Raw genomic sequence first — 18745 nt, 5'->3', positions numbered from 1 at the left:
CGAGGAACGGACGTGGCGAGTGACTTCAATCGTAGGGGGCGATTGGAATAGATGCGTTACAGGCTCGAGAAATGAACTGACGAGGGCACGGAAGCATTTCGCTATTCTAGAATGAACCAATAAAAACGTCTCGAGCTGATACGCATTCGTCCGAATTTCATCTCCGTTACGAGATGTTTATATCGACCGTTTCGAGGGAACCACAATCCGGGCACGTAAGCTTATACAGGATATGTCCGGACCGAGGGTCGGTTTCGATGCGCTTTTTTATCACACGCTTTTCATGGCGTTGACCGTCGGTATCGTCGCACTCGGCGTTCGGCGTGGTATCGAACTGAGCACGAAACTCATGGTTCCGAGTATCATCCTCATGATGATTGCACTCGTCGTTTGGGCCAGCACCCTCCCCGGTTCCGGGGCGGGATACCGGTTCTTCCTCGAACCCGATGTTTCGGTCATCGTGGCGAACGCGGAGACGATTATTCCCGCGGCCGTAGGGGAAGTGCTGTTTACGCTCTCACTCGGCATGGGTGCGATGATTACCTACGCATCGTACGTCGATTCGGACGAGAATCTGAGCACCGACGGCATCGCCATCGTCCTCGTCAACACGTTCGTCGGCTACTTGGCAGGCTTGCTCGTCTTCCCGCTGTTGTTCGCACAGGGCATCAATCCGGGTGAACCCGGTGCGGGAGTGATTTTCGTCGGCGTCGCGACGGCGTTCAGAACGCTCCCGTTCGGTGAGATTCTCGGCGTCATATTCTTCGCCGTCGTCTCGCTCGCGGCGCTGTCGAGTGCAATTAGCCTGCTCGAAGTGGTCGTTTCGTTTGCCGTCGATAACGTGCCGTACAGTCGTCCCGTCGTCGCGACCACCATCGGTGGCTTGATTTTCGTTGCCGGTATCCCCGTGGCATTCGATACGAACGTGCTCGCGCTGTATGATTCGGTGACGAGCAAGCTGTTACTGCCGTCGGGTGTGTTCCTCATCACGCTCTTCGTTGGATGGGTGTACGGCCGAGACGCAATAGACGAACTCCTGCATAGTGTAAACAGTCAGCGCGATCGGCTACTCGGTCTGCTCTGGCTCTGGCACGTCCGAATCGTGCTGCTTGCAGCGGTCGTTATGACGCTCGTGCTGAGCGTGAGCGAGTACCTCGGTATCTACCACTGGGGGTGATTTCACTGCAGGGGTCGGATAGTGGTGGAGGCTGCGAATGGAGCGGTTGAATATGATTGGTCGTCGTTTGGTGCGCGAATTTACGCTTCCCACGAGAGTTCGATGCCGGTGTCGGACCAAATCCACGCCTCTTCGTTTTCGGGGTTGTACAGTTCGACGCCGCCGTCGATTTCGCGTTCCAGACAATCTCCCCATTCTTCGGTGTTTTCTTGCACCATTGGGTATATTCGGAGTGCAGAACCGTGAAGGTATAAGCTTTCCCCCGGTCGCGGTATTCACCGCTTACCGGCAAGTTGATAGCAATCCGATGGAAGAAAGGGACGATGTTCCGCCGCCGGTTACTCAACCGGTTTTTCCCGCGCTGGCGCGGGCGGGTGAAGTTCGATTCCGACGTCCTCGGGTTTAAGCACGCTCGGGAGATCCCCGTCTCGGTCGCCCGTAATATCCCCAAGAATTTCTTTCAGGTAGGCATTGAACAGTTCGGGATGTTCGCTCATCGGGAAGTGGCCGATTTGGGCCATTTCGACGGCGACTGCACCGTCGCCGACACCTTTCGCCGTCTCCTTTCCGTCTTCCGGCGTGGTAAGGTAGTCGTACTCGCCGTTGACGATGTACAACGGACATTCGTCGGCTTTCACTTGATCAAGTTTGTCCCGGTAGTCGTGGTCGACGGAGTAGTAGTACAGGTCACCCTTGAACACGCCATTCGCTCCCTGTTCGTAGAGGTACATCGTCTCCCGACGGGTCTCTTCCGGACTCTGCGGTGCCATCAATCCCCAGCAGGAGTAGGCGTTCACCTCGGTCGTGTTGATATGTGGGTGGTCGAGCCAGTCGATGTAGAATCCCGGACTGTGTGCGCCGCACTCCAACCCGATGAGGGCCTGGAACCGGTCGGGATACCAGTCGGCCAGTTCGAGCGTGATGTTGCCGCCCATCGACGACCCCATGTAAATCGGGTCTTCGAGTTCGAGCGCATCGGCGAGCGCGACGAGCGTCTCGGTAAACTGCTTGCCCGTCATCTTGTAATCCTCCTCCCACCACGATTGGCTGGTCGGCGGAACCGACTTCCCGTGATACGGCAGGTCGTGCGCGATGACGCGATAGTCTTCGGTTATCTCCTCGTCGGTGAGGAGGTGCCGCCACTCCTGACAGTTGTTGCCCGCGGTGTGCTGACAGAGAATCGGCGTCCCGTCCTCCGGGCCGTTCTCCTCGAAGTAGATTCGGTGGTCTACGCCGCCGATTTCGACGTGGACGTATTTGCCTGTAATCGGTTCGACGGTGCCTGGTTCGGCCATGTTAGCTCCCTCCGTTGTTGTTCGCCACACGCATCAAATCGAGTGCGCGCTGGAACGGTCGCAGGTTCTGAAAGATTTTCTTGTTGTCCCCGCGCATCATGAGATGTCCGTCCTCGTTTCTGACCGCACTCCGATAGTGTGAGGCGATGATTTCGTGATTGAACGCCGGTGGCGTCTCTTGGACGAACTCCTCCCACGCTTCGCGGTCGCCTTCGACCCCGAACGACCAGCGGTTGTTCAGCGCCGGATTCGGCAGGATGTCGCGAACGGTTCCATCCTGCATCTCGATGAGAAATCTGTCGTCGCCGATTTGGACGTAGAAATTGTCGCTGAATTTGTCGTGCCCCCGGACTTGCATTTCCGGGTCGCTGTTCACCGTTTCTTTGTAGTGCTCCCACCACTCGTGGCTGGCAAACTCTGTGTCGGTCATTGTTCCCCCAGCACACGATATCAACATCGACCATGATAAAGAATAGCATAATCTATCCGTGGCGTTCACAGCGGAACAAGAACGCGTTAGGATTACCCTACCCGTCCTCGCCCAGGATCGTGCCACAGTCGGGGCACTCCTCATCGACCACCGTTACCTGTGCGTCGCACTCGGAACAGAACTCCAGATAGCAGACACGCTCACCCATGTTTGTGAATAGCACGAAGGGAGATAAATGGCTTTTGTCCGGGGGCTGTGGCGCTGTGAATGTGATTTCGGTAATCGGCTCCCCTCCGTCGCATTTCGAAATCCTTTTTTGTCCGATGCGCTTCCTTCCGAATGCGCCGCCTTAGCTCAGACTGGGAGAGCACTCGACTGAAGATCGAGCTGTCCCCGGTTCAAATCCGGGAGGCGGCACTTTTCGACCAACCAACGAAGGAGCGAAGCGACTGTGTCGGTGAGCGGAAGTATTTTCCCGACCACGGTTTGAAGTTGTTCACATTCTATACTGCACCAAATGAATCTCCATCAGTTTCGCTACTACACGAGATGACACGGTTTTGTCAACAAACGCGAATACGACGCACCGGCAGACCCGTGGAAACTACTGCCGGTAGCTCCTGACGACGTGACTTTCTACACGAGCGAAATCAGGCTCAGCTGGGGTCTTGGACGGGTAGCAGGTGGCGACTGGGATCACGACGAGAATTGCAATCGGTTGCGCGAAACGACGACCTACAGGGGACTCAAACAACGTTTCGAGGAGAGGTACGACTGGGAAGAGACAGCGCTCTACCGACGAGCGAAACGGCGATTCGAAATCGGTAGCACGGTTCGTCGGTACGACAGTATCGAAGCGTATCGGAACAGCAGGTGCGAGTATCTCGACGAGTTGTATCACAGCATCAAGCGGGACGGATATCGACCGAACAAGGTAGCAGGACACGATAATCCGCACGAAGACGCATATGCGCACAAGTTAGACCCGCTGGTGGTCATCGGGCGTTCCGGGGAAATATGCTGGACGGAAGGCTACCATCGGTTCGTCATCGCGTCTATTTTGGATATCGATGAAATTCCGGTGTACGTGCTTTGCAGACACGAAGAATGGTAACAAATCCGCGACCGAATCCAAACTACAGCAGTGTCCGAACTTCCGCCGAAGTTCGAAACGTTTCTCGGCCATCCGGATATCACCACCGTCGGCTCGTAACGCAGTCTCAGCGTTCAGCCACGCGACCTACACGGTGATGGTCTCCCCGTCGAATCGAGTGAGTTGCCACCCCTCGAAGAAGTCGGCGTGGTTCGAGAGTTCTTTGCGACTCCGCAGGACGGAGATGGCGAGTTCTTCGCCGAGTCGGAGCCCTTCGACCGCGTCGCTCCAGTAATGGAGCCCCGCCCAGATACGGCCGTTAGCGATGTTCGCGGCGAGTTTGTCAGTCTCCTTCCCGAGTGTCAGGTCGGCGTCAATCGAGTCGAGGTCGGTGCCGTCTGCCGTCGGAACGACCGGATCGGGAAACACGTACGATTCATCAAAGTACGCTTTCAGTGCGGTCGCACACGCGCCCGCCACGGTTGCGTGGCCCGACGGATAGGCAGGGTGGAGCGGTGCCCCCTCCGGGTACGCCACGGGAAGGAGGTAGGTTCCGTGCGTATCGTGAACCCGCTCCAACACGGTCGCTTCCAGAAGGTCGTCGTGAATGGGGAACTCCTTTTTGCCCGTCACATGATTGTGGACGAGTCCCCCAAACGTCTCGGGACGGAGCCGGTTGTACACGCCCCACTTGTTGTACCAGGCCGCATTAAGCGCGACATCGAGCATACTGGTGACGGCGTCTATCGCGTCGAAAAATCCGTAATTGACGAAGGGAACTTCGGGGCCGCCTGGTTCGAACGGGATGTTCGGGTCGAGCGGTGCTCCCTCGAACGGAAGCGTCGGGTTGACCGGTGCCTGTCGACCGAGCAACATCAACACGGCACTGTCGAACGACTGGTTCGGAACGTCTTCGTGGACGAACTCGGCGAGCGACCGGCCGTCGTGGACGAACCGCTCTGTATCATCGAAGGAATGTGACTGACTCGGTGGGGCACCCCGTCGGCTGGCCAGCCACTCGTCGTAGTCGGTGAGATATTCGCTGTCGGCCGACCCCGTCCGGATACGCTGTTCGACTTGAAGGGCGCCGCGGGCGTACGGCTGCAACATGAACTGTGAAATTGTCGGACCCGACAAATCAAACGGCCGAAACACCGTTTCGGTGGTTACCTCGTCGCCGTGAATCGGGTCGGGATAGTCCGACAGATTCGACAGTTCAGCGACCGCAGCAGCGACTCGGTCGCTTTCGGAGAACTCGCGGAACGGGACATCCCGACATTCGCTTCGCCAGTAGCAATCAACCATCTCCGCGGCGGCTTCCGCACTCTCAAGCGACGGGGGTTTCGGTGCGACGTTTGCGTGCGAATCCGGGCCGACGAGTTCGAAACTAAACGCCGCCTGCGGATTTTTCAGTTGTCGAGTCCCCTCCCCGAGCGGAATTCGAGTGAAATCTTTGGGGTCGCCGGACACCATCGCCGTCTTCAGTGCGTCGTACGCCTCCGGGTCGACGAGACCAAGGTCGTCGTGCGGGAGACCCTTCGTGTAACTCGCCGCGTGGTCTGAATAGCCTTCACGCTCCCACGCAGTCTTCGGGTCCGGAACCGGATCCGCCCCGTTCAGCGTTTTCCAGTTGATCAGGGCGCGGAGTTGGAGCGCATCGTACTTCCGGTCGTGTGGATCGCTACCCTGTTCCGCCGGTTCGTCACCAACACCCGCCACCCGTTCGGCTCCGCCGATAGAGAGACCGACAGCAGTCACCCCCAGTGTCTCGAGTACCGTCCGCCGCGAGGCCGAGACGAAACTCGATTGATGGTCGTTGTTTCCGGAACCCATAGCGCCCGCGTACACGGCCCACCGACTTCGTTATTAGCGAGATTCTTGACAGTAGACATCATTAGCGAAGTGTTAGTCAGTATAAACGTAGTTGATAGCTAATCTTTCTACTCTATATTACCGCTACCACGGGGAAATATCACGTTATGCTGACAATCGGGGTTCCGTTCCTGTGGACAGTAATTGGCGTGGTAGTCGAATCGAGTCGTGTTGTGGATGCCTGCCCGATACTGTTTCACCGTCACGGAAAGCCCACCGTCCTTTACCGCATCTGAAACAAACTTTACTTTCGATTCGAAATACCACAGAGTCGTGCCCCGTTTCCCGAACCCCGTCCGACTCACCATCCTCGCAATCGGTTTGGCGCTCGCGCGCGTCGGTCTCGTCGACCCGAAACGCGTCCGTCGAACGACGGATTTGGCGTGGCCGCGTATCGTCACCGGTCTGGCGCGCATGTCGAAAAATGCCGTGGACGTGGCCTTCGTCGGTCTCGCGGTCGGCCCAGCAGCGATTGCCGGGGTCGGATTCGCCACGCCGTATTGGGGGGTTGCGTTCTCACTCGGTGGAGGGTTCGCCGGCGGGACTATCGCGCTCGTTTCACAGCGCTACGGTGCGGAGGCGTTCGACGAACTCGGGCAAGCGATTCGGTCGAGTGTCGCGCTGGTGCTCGCGGTAACGCTGCCAGTTGCCTGCGTTTTCTGGCTATTCCCGACGGAGCTCATCTCGTTGATGACCGACAGCGAGAAAACGATCGAACTGGGCGCAACCTACTTGCGCATCCTTTCGATCGGCGTCCCGTTTGCGGGTCTGAACCTCATCGGTAGTCGCATCTACATCGGCATGGACGACGCGTGGACCCCGATGCTGGTTCGTTCGGGTGGTGCCATCTCGAACATCGTCCTCAGCGGTGTGTTCGTCTTTGCATTCGGGTGGAATGTCGCCGGTGCGGCACTGGGGACGGTGCTGGCGAACGTCTTCGTGACCGCGACGTTCGTCAGCGGGTTAGCCGCTGGTCGGCTTCCGATTGCGGGCGAACTTCCAGTGCAGGTGACGCCGTTCGCCCGGTACGTCGATATCGAGACGATTCGACAGTTGGTTCGAATCGGGCTTCCCGTCGTCGGACGAAATCTGGTGTGGACCGTCGCCAAATTCCCGATGCTCGCTATCGTCGCGCTGTTCGGGCCGAACGTGGTCGCCGCCTACGTCATCAGCCGTCGAATCTGGGGATTGATGAACACTCCGGGATGGGGCTTCGGGTTGGCGTCGAGCAGTCTCGTCGGGCAAGAACTCGGCGGGGGCGACGAAATCGCCGCCGAGGCGTACGCGCGAGACGTAATCGTGTTTTCCGTAGCCACGTACGCCATCGCAGCGGTCATCGTTTTCGCATTCGCCGAACCCATCGTGCTCTCGTTCGTCGGAGATTCAGCGGATCCATCGGTCCCGATCATTGCGGTATCACTCGTCCATGCCTCGTGTGTCGCCGTCATGGCACAAGGCGTCAAAGGGGCCGCCGCAGGCCCCCTCGACGCCAGTGGCGATACTCGCTGGCCGTTTTACAGTCAGATAGTCGGAATGTTCGTCTGTGTGATTCCGGTCGCGTATCTCGGTGCCACGACGACACTCGGAATTATGGGCCTCTACCTTTCGTTCCTGGCCGAAACGACGGTGCCAGCGGCGATCAACTACTACCGATTTTCGACCGGAAAATGGAAAGCGATCAGTCGGGAGTTCCGTCCAGGTGTACCGGCCGACGACTGAGGGGCGTAGAGCGTGTTTTTCGACCAACGAGGGTTGGTCAACGGTCGATAACTGTAGATGATGGAATTCCAAACTCGAAACGGTGACGAGTCCGGCGAGAGGCTATACTAGAATCAACTATTTCAAACATTTGTTTGCTATTCTGGCAAGATTATAGAACAATATCAACCGAATTCCAGATCGAGGACGACTGATTCCCAAGCCTTATCCGTTGCAAGCTTCTCCCTTCAGAAGCAATGGCAAAAGGAAACGTTGATTTCTTCAACGACACTGGCGGCTACGGTTTCATCTCGACTGAGGACGCGGACGACGACGTATTCTTCCACATGGAAGACGTTGGCGGCGAGGACCTCGAAGAAGGTCAGGAAATCGAATTCGACATCGAACAGGCACCAAAAGGACCACGCGCGACGAACGTCACGCGACTGTAAGTATTGGGACACGCGTCCGCTGACGCGGACGAGAGTGACCGATTTTACGGACATTTTACTACGACACTCGTTACGAAAGGGAACAGCGATGCATATCGGTCATCCGGAACGGTCGCCAGCCTCGGAGGCCGTCGTCCCGTCAGCAACCGCTCTCCGATTCATCGCCGCGGTGGTCGCCGCGCACGCCCTCGATTTCTATTCGAGGGGGATGGCCCGCCGCCGAGAAACTGACCGAATCCATGGTACCATCCCTCTCGGAAGTGTTATCAGTGGGGCACCAGTTTATCCAAGAGCAATGGCGAAAGGCAAAGTTGATTTCTTCAACGACACTGGCGGCTACGGTTTCATCTCGACTGAGGACGCGGACGACGACGTATTCTTCCACATGGAAGACGTTGGCGGCGAGGACCTCGAAGAAGGTCAGGAAATCGAATTCGACATCGAACAGGCACCAAAAGGACCACGCGCGACGAACGTCACGCGACTGTAAATCGGTTACTACCGCTTTACTGAATAGTTCTTTACTTTCTTGAGTAGACGACGAGTGAATAGCGACGCGTCTAATTCGGGTATCACGAATCGAATAGCATCGAGAAGGAATCGGAGCGAGCTCGCAACCACCCGCTAACAACGATACCGATTCACTGGAAGACACGACCAATCAGCTCGACGAACTACCGGTGGTACTCTATCGTCACGGTTTTTACCATACAGAACAATACTGTCAGTATGAACGTTGGGCACGAGTGCCCGAAATAGCCATGAGTGACCAGAGATCAATCGAATCCCAGGAGATGTGCGATTCCGAAATCGGTTCAGGATTGCTCGAAGAAAGCATGGGTCCGAGTTCGGCGCTAGCACATCTCTATCGTGGTGAAATTCATCGCATGAAGTTTTGGCGCGAACGGCTCGACAAAACGAGCAACTGGGCGATTACGCTGATGGCCGCCATCCTGACGTGGGCGTTTTCGAGTCGGAACAACCCTCATTACATCGTTCTCCTCGCTATCGTCACGGTCAGCATCTTTTTGCTCATCGAAGCACGTCGGTATCGCGCCTACGACATCTGGCGGTCACGAGTTCGCATGCTGCAACAGAACGTCTTCGCCTTGGGACTCGACGAATCAGCGGGTGTCGTAGATCAGGAGTGGCGACAAAAGTTGAGCGAGGATTATCGGATGCCGAAAGTGAAGGTATCACTGGAGGAGGCGCTCGCCCACCGTCTGCGCCGGGTGTACGCGCCGCTCTTTTTAGTTCTGCTCGCCGCCTGGATATTTCACTTGACTGCCTACGCGTCGACAACAGGATGGCCGAGGAGTGCGGCAGTCGCATGGGTTCCCGGTGGCGTCGTTCTGGCATCCGTCGTGGCTTTTTACGCGGGAATTCTCGTCGTCGCGTATCGTCCTCGGGAGTGGCACATCAACGGCGAAATACTGCCGAGTGACGTGACGGGTTGGGATTATTCGCAGGACTGAGCTCAACCGGTTTATTCCGCGCTTCCGGACAACCGCGTCACGAGCATTTCTATCGTCCCGGAGAGTGCATCGGTTCCGAAAAGGGCGACGAGAAGCCCCCCGGTAACGTCGAAAATGAGGTCAGTGATAGTATCGTCCAATCCGTACTGAATCAACACTGGCTCGACACCAATTACTCGGGCGAAATCGTGCACAGCGAACTCTAGCACTTCCCAGATGACGCCGAAGGCGAGCGTGAAGAGGAGAACGTAGACGAACATGAATCGCGGCGGAAACGACACCGCATCAGAGTGTTCATCGAGCGCTCGTGCAGTCGCGTAGCCGACACCTGCGACGATGGTCGCAGAGAGGAGATGTGTGAGGTGGTCCCACCACCAGACGACTTCGTAGAGACCGACCATGCCGATGGCATGGAGAAAAACGGCGGCCGTAATCCACAGCGTCAGTATGGGATTGAGGGAAATGCGAAAATCGCGTTCCAACAGAGCAGGAAGAACCGTCACGCCGAGGGCGAAAACGGCGTTCACCAACACGCCGACGTTATGGGTGACGAGACCGGCGATGACGACACTACCGATAGCGAACTGCATCACCCGAAAGAGATAACTCTCGCGCGCGTTGCTTCCGTTACCCATCCCAGATGGGCGTACGGTTCGCAGAAAGTAAACGATAGCTACTCGTGTTGTGCGTTATCATTGAACATTCCCCGATAGGTGTTTATGCGAACCTCGCCTACCGGGGGTCACAATGATGGCAACGACGCACGCTCTGGTTGGCGTGCTTCTTGGAAGTGCTTCGCTCCTCGTCGCGCCGGAGCTCGCCCCCGTCGCGGTTTTTGCGGGCCTTTTCGGTGGACTATTTCCGGATTTCGACCTCTACTCCGGCCACCGAAAGACGCTGCACTTTCCGGTGTACTACTCGATTGCTGGACTGGCGGCGCTTGCGATTGCTGCACTCGCACCAACCGTCTGGACCGTCGCAATCGCCGTTTTCCTCGTGTCTGCGGCCGTTCACTCCATCTCGGACGTCTTCGGTGGCGGTTTGGAGCTGAAACCGTGGCTCGGCGAGTCAGAACGCGCAGTGTACGACCATTTCCGCGGTCGATGGATTCGACCGCGTCGCTGGGTTCGCTACGACGGCGCACCCGAGGATTTCGCGTTGGCGGTGTTCGTCGCACTCCCGAACATCATCCTCCACGACGGAATGGTTCAGACACTCATCATCGTGGCAGTCCTTGTTTCAGGGGTTTACGCCCTGCTTCGCAAGCAACTCGTCGTTGCGGCGGAGTGGCTGGTCGGCCGGATTCCGGCGCCGATGCTGGCCTACGTCCCTGACCGGTTCGTCCGGGATTTCGTACAGTGAGCGGCGAACTCGCTTCGAAGGGTTTATTCACGGCCTGACCATCAGACTTCAGTAGTAACCATGTCCGACAAACCTGCCTCAATGTACCGGGAGATTCGAAAGCCCCCGTACACGCGACGCGAATACATCACGGGTATCCCCGGTTCGAAGATTGCACAGTACAAGATGGGCGACGTTGGAGAAGACGAGGACAACTACCCCGTCCAAATCTCCCTCGTCCTCGAAGAGGAGTGCCAGATTCGCCACGGCGCGCTGGAGGCCTCCCGCCTTTCGGCAAACCGTTTCCTGCTGAAGAACATCGGCGAGACCGGCTACAAGATGATTCTCCGCAAGTTCCCACACCACGTCCTGCGTGAAAACAAGCAGGCAACCGGTGCGGGTGCAGACCGTGTTTCCGACGGAATGCGACAGGCATTTGGGAAACCAGTCGGTACCGCGGCTCGAATCCAGAACGGTGAGCGCCTCTTCACCGCATGGTGTGAGGTTGAGGACGCCGCCGCCGTCAAAGACGCCTTCCGCCGTGCGTACAACAAGATTTCCCCGCCATGCCGCATCGTCGTCGAGCGTGGCGAGGAAAAGCTCATCAGCTAAACGCGGAAACTCGTCTTTTCACGTCGTAGTGTATATTTTCGGGTAGTGGTTTCTCTAGAGCGATTAGTAGGCGAGTGATTAGCAGGTCACTCACATTGGTTCAGAAGTATCGTTAGAGACTACCTAGCGACACATCTCCACCATTTCCTGTCTATAGCGACATCTCCACACCATCTCAGGTTGTTCACTATCGACTCCGTTCGCCACAAAATCAAACACCCAGAAATCACACCTCCAAAACAAAGCGAACGAGATACACGCAAACGAACACCTTTTGAGGCAGGGAACCCGAGTGCCACGCATGGCGACTGAACAGGCATCGGAGCGACGGGCGGCCCATCTACGAAGTATTACCGTCACGTCGCTCGCTTCACTGGCCGGAATCGCCGCCGGGTTCGCCTCTGCCATGATGGTAGGGACGGGCGGCGGAGCGGCCACAGATCAGTTAGGACTGGCTATCATGGTCGGGTTCATCGTGGTTCAGCTACCACTGCTCCGCCTCATCGGCTACGAACTCGACGGAGTCAAAGACCATCTTTACGTGGCGTTTATGACGTTCTCACTGTGGTTCATCACGTGGGGGATTCTACTCACGAATCACGTGAAGGTGTAAAATGGCGGACGACAGCATTGCCGTCGTCGATTTGGAGCGCTGTTCGCCCGACCGATGCAACTACGAGTGTAAAAACTACTGCCCGCCGAACCGAACCGGCAAAGAGTGCATCACGCTCCGCGGCGAGGACACGGAGGAGGGGCAACCCGACCAGATTCACATCAGCGAGGAAATCTGCCTCGGCGAAACGTGTGGTATCTGTGTCGAGAAATGTCCCTTCGACGCCATCGAAATCATCAACCTGCCCCAAGAGCTACAGGACGACCCGGCCCACCGCTACGGCGAGAACGCCTTCTCGCTCTACGGTCTGCCGGTTCCCCAAGAGGGCCAAGTAACGGGTATTCTGGGCCCGAACGGGAGCGGGAAAACGACCGCGGTGAAGATTTTGGCGGGCGAACTCGCGCCGAACCTCGGCCAGTTCGAAGACCCGCCGGGGTGGGACGCCGTCCTCGACCGATATCGCGGAACGGAACTCCAGAACTACCTCGAAGACGTACGGGCTGGCGACGTAACCGTCGCGCGCAAGCCACAGTACGTTGATAAGATTCCTGACCGGTTCGACGGAAGCACGGCCGACCTGCTCTCGCGAACCGACGAGCGCGGCGTTCTCGACGACCTGCTGGAACGCCTCGAAATCGAGCACGTGATGGAACAGGACATCGACAGCCTCTCCGGCGGAGAACTCCAGCGCGTGGCGCTGGTCGCCGCACTCGCCCGCGACGCCGACTTCTACTTCCTCGACGAAATCACGCCGTACCTCGACATCAGCCAGCGCGTCAAAGTGGCGCGCCTGATTCAGGAGATGGCGAACGAACAGGGTCGCTCGATGCTCGTGGTCGAACACGACCTCGCCATCCTCGATTTGGTCGCCGACAACCTGCACGTCGCGTACGGCGAACCGGGGGCGTACGGTGTCATCACGACGCCGAAATCGGTTCGCAACGGTATCAACGAGTATCTCGCGGGGTATCTCAACAACGAGAACATGCGGATTCGCCCGAACGCCATCGAGTTCGACGAACACGCGCCGCGCGAGACGAAGACTGCCGACGCACTCGTGGAGTATCCCGACCTCACGAAATCCTATGGCGAGGGCGAGTTCTCGCTTGATATCGAAGGCGGAACGATTCACGAGAACGAAGTGCTCGGCATCGTCGGCCCGAACGGTATCGGGAAATCGACGTTCGCAAAACTGCTCGCCGGACGGCTCGAACCCGACGAGGGCGATGTCGACCTCAACCTCGACATCTCCTACAAACCACAGTACATCGAAATCGACCAACCGATGCGCGTGGACGTGTTTCTCTCGTCGCTATCCGACGATTTCGGTTCCTCCTACTGGAACACCGAAATCGCTCAGCCGTTGCAACTCGACCGCATCATGGAGCAGAACCTGACCGACCTCTCCGGCGGCGAGCGCCAGCGAGTCGCCATCGCGGCCTGTCTGTCGAAGGATGCGGATCTCTACCTGCTGGACGAACCCTCGGCGTACCTCGACGTGGAACAGCGCGTCAGAGCGACGCGTGCGATTCGACGCTACGCCGAGATGCAGGACGCCACGGTGCTGGTCATCGACCACGACATCTACATGATCGACCTCCTCTCCGACCGACTGACGGTGTTCGACGGCGAACCCGCAGAGCACGGTCATGCCGGGCGTCCGAAAGGGATGCGAGACGGCATGAACGATTTCCTCGCCAACCTCGACATCACCTTCCGCCGGGACGAAAACGTTGGTCGGCCGCGTATCAACAAGCCCGGCAGTCAACTCGACCGCAAACAAAAGAGCGAAGGCGAGTACTACTACAGCTAATCCGACGACTGACTGTTTTTCGGTGTTTGGTGCGGCTTATCCCCGCTACTCGGTGTTTACTATCGTGCTGGAATCCGGACCCGTCAGCCATCTCGTGTGGGGTAGCTCAAACTATCGTCCGAAGATGGACGAGAGCGAACCGACGGCACTCTTGCACACTGTTTTCATGTGACAACAGTTCACGCAATCGAGTAGTGACTGGTAGTTTACGGGCTGGATTATTGGAGTATCGGATCACAGTTGTCGAAATTGCATCAGGATCCACATAACGAAATGAGAAACCAGCATGCATCAGAACCGGAGGCTATGACCCAAAAATTGCTGTGTGATGGCGTATCGGAACCGTTTGACGACCGCTCGTTACCGCCCGCACGGGGGATACCGACGCGAACGGCGAACGACTGTTGGGGTGGAAATTGATGAACCCCGATGGAAAAGGAACCAACGAAACCAGCACGGGAGCGACCGATTCGAGACGGCGGACGTTTCTCCGGGGAGTCGGCGGTGTGGTCGGTCTCGCCACGGTAGGAAGGCTGGCAGACCGCGCCAGCGCCTACCACCGATATGAAGACGACTACGAAACCGTCGTGGACATGGAAGCAGTCGGGGCGGACACGAACGGTGACGAACCGATAAACGACTTGTTGCGGGAGTACGCGGGCGACGATACGCTCCTCTACTTCCCATCCGGGCGATACCGGATGAACAGGCAGTTCCGCTTTACCGGATTCAGTAACTTCGGGCTCTTGGGGAGCGGTGCGACGCTCGTTCCGGATGACTACTACGATTTCGACGATGGCGATGATTTCAACTATCGGCTGTTCCGACTGGGAATCAGCTACAACCCCGGAACCGGCCTTCTGTTCGAGAACTTCACTATCGACCAGACGGCAGAAGACACCGGCATCCGGGTGATAGAGGCGAACGTCACGGATGGGTTGGTAGTGAAGGATATAGATGTTGAGGGCGTCCACGACAGCGGGACGTGGGGGCCGGGTCGATTCGTCGTCAGCGACCCAGCGGGAAGTGGACTTGTCGAGAACTTCAACGCACCCGACGGTGGTGCGTGGTCGGAAAGCACCCCAGCGGACAGACTGTGGCGTGGACCGACTGGAATCGTCTGTAACGATCACAACGAGGGCACCATGACCTTCCGGAACTGTACTCTCGGTGGGTTCCCCGACAACGGCCTCTATGCCGCAAACGGGTCAGGGCAAATCATCATCGATAGTGGCCAGTACAAGAACAGCAACACCGCGAGTCTTCGAATCGGTGGCCAGGATAGCGTCATCAAGAACGCCACAGTTATCGTGGACGACGATAGCGGACGTGGGAGCCAGCATGCACTCCGACTGGAAAGCAGCAACTACGTTCGTGTTCTGAACACCGACGTCGAAATCACTGACCCGAACGGAACGGCGGTTCAAACGCACGACGTAGACCATATCTACGTTGACGACCTCCGCGTCACGACCCGCGGTAACACGGTCGTTCACGGAATTGAAATCGGGGAGAACACGATTTCAGCGCGCATCAAAAATTCGCGATTCGACCACGGCGCGAACGGCGGGTTTTCGGTTTGGATTCACGAGGGGAACGAATCTGTGCACGTCGAAAATACTGCGTTCGTTGGCGATGGGGGTCACGAGAGTGCTCGGGCCGCGATTCGATGCGACCGGGACGACTGTACGTTCCGTGAACTCGACATCAACCAAACGGGGTCGTGGCGGCGACGAGGAATAGAGATCGGAGGAAGCGACTGTCTACTGTACAAAGGAGATTACGTTGTCCGTGAGTTCCCCATCATCAACTACGGCGACAGGACGTGGATAGAACGAATTTACGCGAACTCCACTGGCGATGACGAAGCCGTCAAACTCTACGAATCGGGCGACAACGTGTACATCAAAAAGAGTCGTATCATCGGCGGCATCCTGAACTACGGGAGTGATGGTCTGCGGACGTGGGACAACACTACGGAGTAAGCGAGTTCCCGGGCGGGGGTGCTGACGCTTGGGACGATGACGTTTGGCGAGACTGGAGTGCCGGGAGGCCAGTGAGGCAATGTTCGTCCGGACGTTGGTCTTCGGTGAGGCGGAAAACAAAATCCGACGCTGAACCGGGAACCGAACCACCTTTTTTCGGAGCCGACAAATCGTCGGATAGTGATTTCGACGTTCGCCGCGTGGCTCTCCCGCTCCAACAACCGAGCGAACCTGTTTGCCCTCCTCGCAGTCGTTCTGTTCGCCACCGCCGGTGTCGGCGCGTTCACCGCACCCGACCGGCCGCATCTCACGGCGGATGAAGAGCGTCCCGAGAACAACACGCTCATCGCGCTGCAGGGGTACGAATCCGAGGGGCGGGCCATCGAGGTGAGTCCCGAGGGAGAGGTCGTCTGGGAGTACGACCGAGCACACGACGTGTTCGACGTGGAAGCCCTCGGGCCGAATCGAGTGCAAATCGCGGTCGCTGACGAACTTCCCGACGAAGAATGCCCGGCCACGTTCCGCGATGACGGGCACGAAAACTGCGTTCGCAACGCGCTTCGTATCGTGGACACGGAGACGAACGAGACGACGTGGGAGTACGCGTGGTTCGACGCGGAACTCCACGCGCACGAACTGCACGACGCCGACCATTACACCGTCAACGGGAGCGACCGCTGGGTGCTCGTAGATATGGGCAACGACCGCGTGTTCGCGGTGAATCGGTCGAAAGACGTTCTCTGGCAGTGGAACGCGACCGACCGCTACGACCGTCCGTCCGACATGAAACCGGAAGGCGACTGGACGCACGCCAACGACGTTGACAGGGTCGAACCCGGCGTGTTCCGGGTGAGTCTCCGGAACTTCGATACGGTGGTGGATTTGCATGTGGAGAGCGACTCGAATCGAGTTGCTGGCTCGATTCGAGTCGAACCGGTCGTCGGCCCGGATTCGTTTTCGGAACGGGGCGACATCCTCCACGAACAGCACAATCCTGATACGCTCGGCGACACCCTGCTCGTGGCGGACAGCGAGAACGACCGCATGCTGGAAATCAGGAACGGAAAAATCGTCTGGGAGTACGGCGGAAGCGCGATATTCGACTGGCCACGGGACGCGGATCGCCTCTCGAACGGCCATACGCTCATCACGGATTCGTACAACGACCGCGTCGTCGAACTGGACGAAAACGGCGAAATCGTCTGGGCGATAGAAACCGGGTCGCTCCCCTACGAGGCAGACCGACTGCCAAGCGAGGGGAGCGGCGGGCCGACGGCGAGCGAGGCGGGGATTCCGTCCGAAATGCAGGATGCATCGGTCGTCCACGAACGCGGGTCGTGGGTGGTTTCGATGGCGAAGTATGTCGCCCCGGACAGTCTCGCAGAACAGTCCTTCGTCCTCGTTCTCGGCCTGCTCGCGCTCGTCGGAACGGGAATCGAACGCTGGCGCTAACGTTTCACGACAGTCATCTCGATTGGGTCGGTCGGTTCGAGCGTCGTCCCCATTCGCAAGTCGAGATCGCCGCCTGCGACGCGGTCGAACTCGATTCGGCGTGCAATCGTCGCCAGCACGATGCGAATTTCGGCGTTCGCAAACCGCATGCCGATACAATGGCGCGGGCCGCCGCCGAACGGGAAGTATGCGTAGTCGGGCAGGGAGTTCTCGAACTCGGGCGTCCACCGCTCGGGCCGGAACTCGTCGGGGTCGTCGTACCAACGGTCGTCGGTATGAATCAGGAATTGCGGGAACGTCAGCGAGGTACCGGCAGGTATCCTGTATCCACCGACGTTCACGTCCTCCTTCGTTTGCCGGAAGACGACGTAGGCGGGCGGATACAGCCGGAGGGCTTCGGTGACGACCTTGTCGGTGTACTTCAAGTCGCGAAGGTCGGCCATGGTCGGCGTGTCGCCATCCAGCACGGAATCGAGTTCGTCGTTCAGTTTTCCCCGAACCCCGGGATTGGTTGCAAGGAGATACCAGCAGTAGGTGAGGGCCAGAGCCGTCGTTTCGTGTCCCGCGAAGAGGAAGGTGGCCATCTCATCGCGGAGCGTCTTGTCCGACATTCCTTCACCCCGTTCATCCGTCGCGTGCAGGAGAATCGAGAGAAAATCGTCGCCCGGGGGGTCGCCGCGGCGTTTCTCGATGAGCGTTCCGATAACGTCGTCGAACTGGTCGGTCGCCCGTCGAAATTGGCGGTTGGTCGCCGTGGGTACCCAGTCCGGAAGAAACGCATCGACTGAACCCGCGTCGCCCTTTTCGTTGATGGCGTTTACTGCATCACGAATTGCCGACTGCTGGTTTCGAATATCGAGGTCGAACAGCGCTTTCGAGAGGATGCGAAGCGTGAGTCGTTTCATCACTTCGTCTATCCGCACCGTTTCGCCGTCGATCCACGAGTTCGCGGCGTCTGCTGCGAACTCGACCATCGGTTCCGTGTAGGACTCGATTCGTTCGCGGTAGAACGCTGGCTGAATGAGCGTTCGTTGGCGTCGCCAGAATTCGCCCTCGCTTGCGAACAGTCCGTTGCCGACGAATCGCTCGCCAGCGTCCTGAACGAAATCGCTCTTGCCGAACTTCGATTCCTCCGTGACGAGCACCTGTTCGACGTAGTCGGGGTGGAGGAGCGTACAGAACTCCTCGCCTGCGACGGAGTACGACACCACGTCCCCGTAGTCGTCAAGGGAGTCGTAAAAGGCGAAGGGGTCGCGGAGAAAGCCAAGCGTGTTGCCGACGACGGGATAGGAGTTCGGCCCCGGCGGGAGCGGGAGGTCGTCCGGTCTGTCGGTCGCCATGGATTCGGACGCGGTCATGTCTGAAGATGGGGACGGGAACCCGAAGCCAGTTCCGTCGAATCCACTAGAGCATTTATAAGCGAAGCCGTATGTTCGC

18 protein-coding genes and 1 tRNA gene are annotated in these 18745 nt (G+C 58.1%); 13 read left to right on the top strand and 6 right to left on the bottom strand.

What is annotated here, in order from left to right:
• The first annotated feature begins 232 nt into the window (after positions 1–232).
• Positions 233–1177 (top strand): sodium-dependent transporter, encoded by a 945-nt coding sequence (locus ACN2TU_RS25920; protein ID WP_435159623.1) that lies wholly within the window; start codon positions 233–235, stop codon positions 1175–1177.
• Between the two features lie 80 nt (positions 1178–1257).
• Here the strand turns inward: ACN2TU_RS25920 and ACN2TU_RS25915 are convergent, their stop codons facing one another.
• The 3 genes from ACN2TU_RS25915 to ACN2TU_RS25905 all read right to left on the bottom strand — a co-directional run bounded on the left by ACN2TU_RS25915 (position 1258) and on the right by ACN2TU_RS25905 (position 2902).
• Positions 1258–1395: a hypothetical protein gene (locus ACN2TU_RS25915; protein ID WP_435159621.1), complete on the bottom strand. Its 138-nt coding sequence runs from the start codon at positions 1393–1395 to the stop codon at positions 1258–1260.
• A 120-nt stretch (positions 1396–1515) separates the two neighbouring features.
• The gene (locus tag ACN2TU_RS25910) at positions 1516–2472 is read right to left on the bottom strand and encodes an alpha/beta fold hydrolase (protein WP_435159619.1); all 957 of its coding nucleotides are present in this window, start codon (positions 2470–2472) and stop codon (positions 1516–1518) included.
• A gap of 1 nt (position 2473) precedes the next feature.
• Positions 2474–2902, bottom strand: a complete 429-nt coding sequence (locus tag ACN2TU_RS25905; protein WP_435159617.1) for a hypothetical protein — start codon at positions 2900–2902, stop codon at positions 2474–2476.
• A gap of 343 nt (positions 2903–3245) precedes the next feature.
• Here ACN2TU_RS25905 and ACN2TU_RS25900 point away from each other — a divergent pair.
• Together ACN2TU_RS25900 and ACN2TU_RS25895 are read left to right on the top strand one after the other, a co-directional pair.
• Positions 3246–3319: transfer RNA gene (locus ACN2TU_RS25900), tRNA-Phe, on the top strand.
• A gap of 211 nt (positions 3320–3530) precedes the next feature.
• On the top strand, positions 3531–4016 hold the full coding sequence (locus ACN2TU_RS25895) for a hypothetical protein (RefSeq protein WP_435159616.1): 486 nt from the start codon (positions 3531–3533) through the stop codon (positions 4014–4016).
• Positions 4017–4142: 126 nt separating this feature from the next.
• Here ACN2TU_RS25895 and ACN2TU_RS25890 read toward each other — a convergent pair whose 3' ends face one another.
• Complete coding sequence (locus tag ACN2TU_RS25890) at positions 4143–5828, bottom strand: vanadium-dependent haloperoxidase (RefSeq protein WP_435159615.1); 1686 nt, start codon at positions 5826–5828, stop codon at positions 4143–4145.
• A 312-nt stretch (positions 5829–6140) separates the two neighbouring features.
• Here ACN2TU_RS25890 and ACN2TU_RS25885 point away from each other — a divergent pair, with 312 nt between their 5' ends.
• The 4 genes from ACN2TU_RS25885 (at position 6141) to ACN2TU_RS25870 (ending at position 9492) form a co-directional block, all read left to right on the top strand.
• On the top strand, positions 6141–7586 hold the full coding sequence (locus ACN2TU_RS25885; protein ID WP_435159614.1) for an MATE family efflux transporter: 1446 nt from the start codon (positions 6141–6143) through the stop codon (positions 7584–7586).
• A 236-nt stretch (positions 7587–7822) separates the two neighbouring features.
• Positions 7823–8017: a cold-shock protein gene (locus ACN2TU_RS25880; protein ID WP_435159613.1), complete on the top strand. Its 195-nt coding sequence runs from the start codon at positions 7823–7825 to the stop codon at positions 8015–8017.
• A gap of 295 nt (positions 8018–8312) precedes the next feature.
• The gene (locus tag ACN2TU_RS25875) at positions 8313–8507 is read left to right on the top strand and encodes a cold-shock protein (RefSeq protein ID WP_435159697.1); all 195 of its coding nucleotides are present in this window, start codon (positions 8313–8315) and stop codon (positions 8505–8507) included.
• 271 nt (positions 8508–8778) lie between these two features.
• Complete coding sequence (locus tag ACN2TU_RS25870; RefSeq protein ID WP_435159612.1) at positions 8779–9492, top strand: DUF2270 domain-containing protein; 714 nt, start codon at positions 8779–8781, stop codon at positions 9490–9492.
• 11 nt (positions 9493–9503) lie between these two features.
• On the opposite strand, the gene ACN2TU_RS25865 is transcribed toward ACN2TU_RS25870, so the two are convergent.
• The gene (locus ACN2TU_RS25865; protein WP_435159610.1) at positions 9504–10127 is read right to left on the bottom strand and encodes a DUF2238 domain-containing protein; all 624 of its coding nucleotides are present in this window, start codon (positions 10125–10127) and stop codon (positions 9504–9506) included.
• A gap of 112 nt (positions 10128–10239) precedes the next feature.
• On the opposite strand from ACN2TU_RS25865, the gene ACN2TU_RS25860 reads away from it, so the two are divergent.
• The 6 genes from ACN2TU_RS25860 to ACN2TU_RS25835 all read left to right on the top strand — a co-directional run bounded on the left by ACN2TU_RS25860 (position 10240) and on the right by ACN2TU_RS25835 (position 17308).
• Positions 10240–10854: a metal-dependent hydrolase gene (locus ACN2TU_RS25860; RefSeq protein ID WP_435159608.1), complete on the top strand. Its 615-nt coding sequence runs from the start codon at positions 10240–10242 to the stop codon at positions 10852–10854.
• A gap of 60 nt (positions 10855–10914) precedes the next feature.
• Positions 10915–11445 (top strand): 50S ribosomal protein L16, encoded by a 531-nt coding sequence (locus tag ACN2TU_RS25855; RefSeq protein WP_435159606.1) that lies wholly within the window; start codon positions 10915–10917, stop codon positions 11443–11445.
• A 301-nt stretch (positions 11446–11746) separates the two neighbouring features.
• Positions 11747–12058, top strand: coding sequence for an EMC6-like membrane protein (locus ACN2TU_RS25850; protein ID WP_435159605.1), 312 nt, complete (start codon positions 11747–11749; stop codon positions 12056–12058).
• 1 nt (position 12059) lies between these two features.
• Positions 12060–13871 (top strand): ribosome biogenesis/translation initiation ATPase RLI, encoded by a 1812-nt coding sequence (locus tag ACN2TU_RS25845; RefSeq protein WP_435159604.1) that lies wholly within the window; start codon positions 12060–12062, stop codon positions 13869–13871.
• Between the two features lie 419 nt (positions 13872–14290).
• On the top strand, positions 14291–15856 hold the full coding sequence (locus ACN2TU_RS25840) for a right-handed parallel beta-helix repeat-containing protein (protein ID WP_435159603.1): 1566 nt from the start codon (positions 14291–14293) through the stop codon (positions 15854–15856).
• A gap of 180 nt (positions 15857–16036) precedes the next feature.
• Positions 16037–17308 carry an NHL repeat-containing protein gene (locus tag ACN2TU_RS25835; protein WP_435159602.1) on the top strand — a complete coding sequence of 424 codons (1272 nt, stop codon included), beginning with the start codon at positions 16037–16039 and terminating at the stop codon, positions 17306–17308.
• Here ACN2TU_RS25835 and ACN2TU_RS25830 read toward each other — a convergent pair.
• A complete protein-coding gene (locus ACN2TU_RS25830) occupies positions 17305–18666 on the bottom strand; it encodes a cytochrome P450 (protein WP_435159601.1) in 1362 nt (453 codons plus the stop codon). The genes ACN2TU_RS25835 and ACN2TU_RS25830 overlap by 4 nt on opposite strands.
• Positions 18667–18745 lie beyond the last annotated feature (79 nt).

The sequence above is a fragment of the Haladaptatus marinus genome, assembly GCF_051194195.1.
The sequence above is the reverse complement of the archived record's forward strand: the minus strand, read 5'-3'. Positions and strand labels throughout refer to the sequence as shown.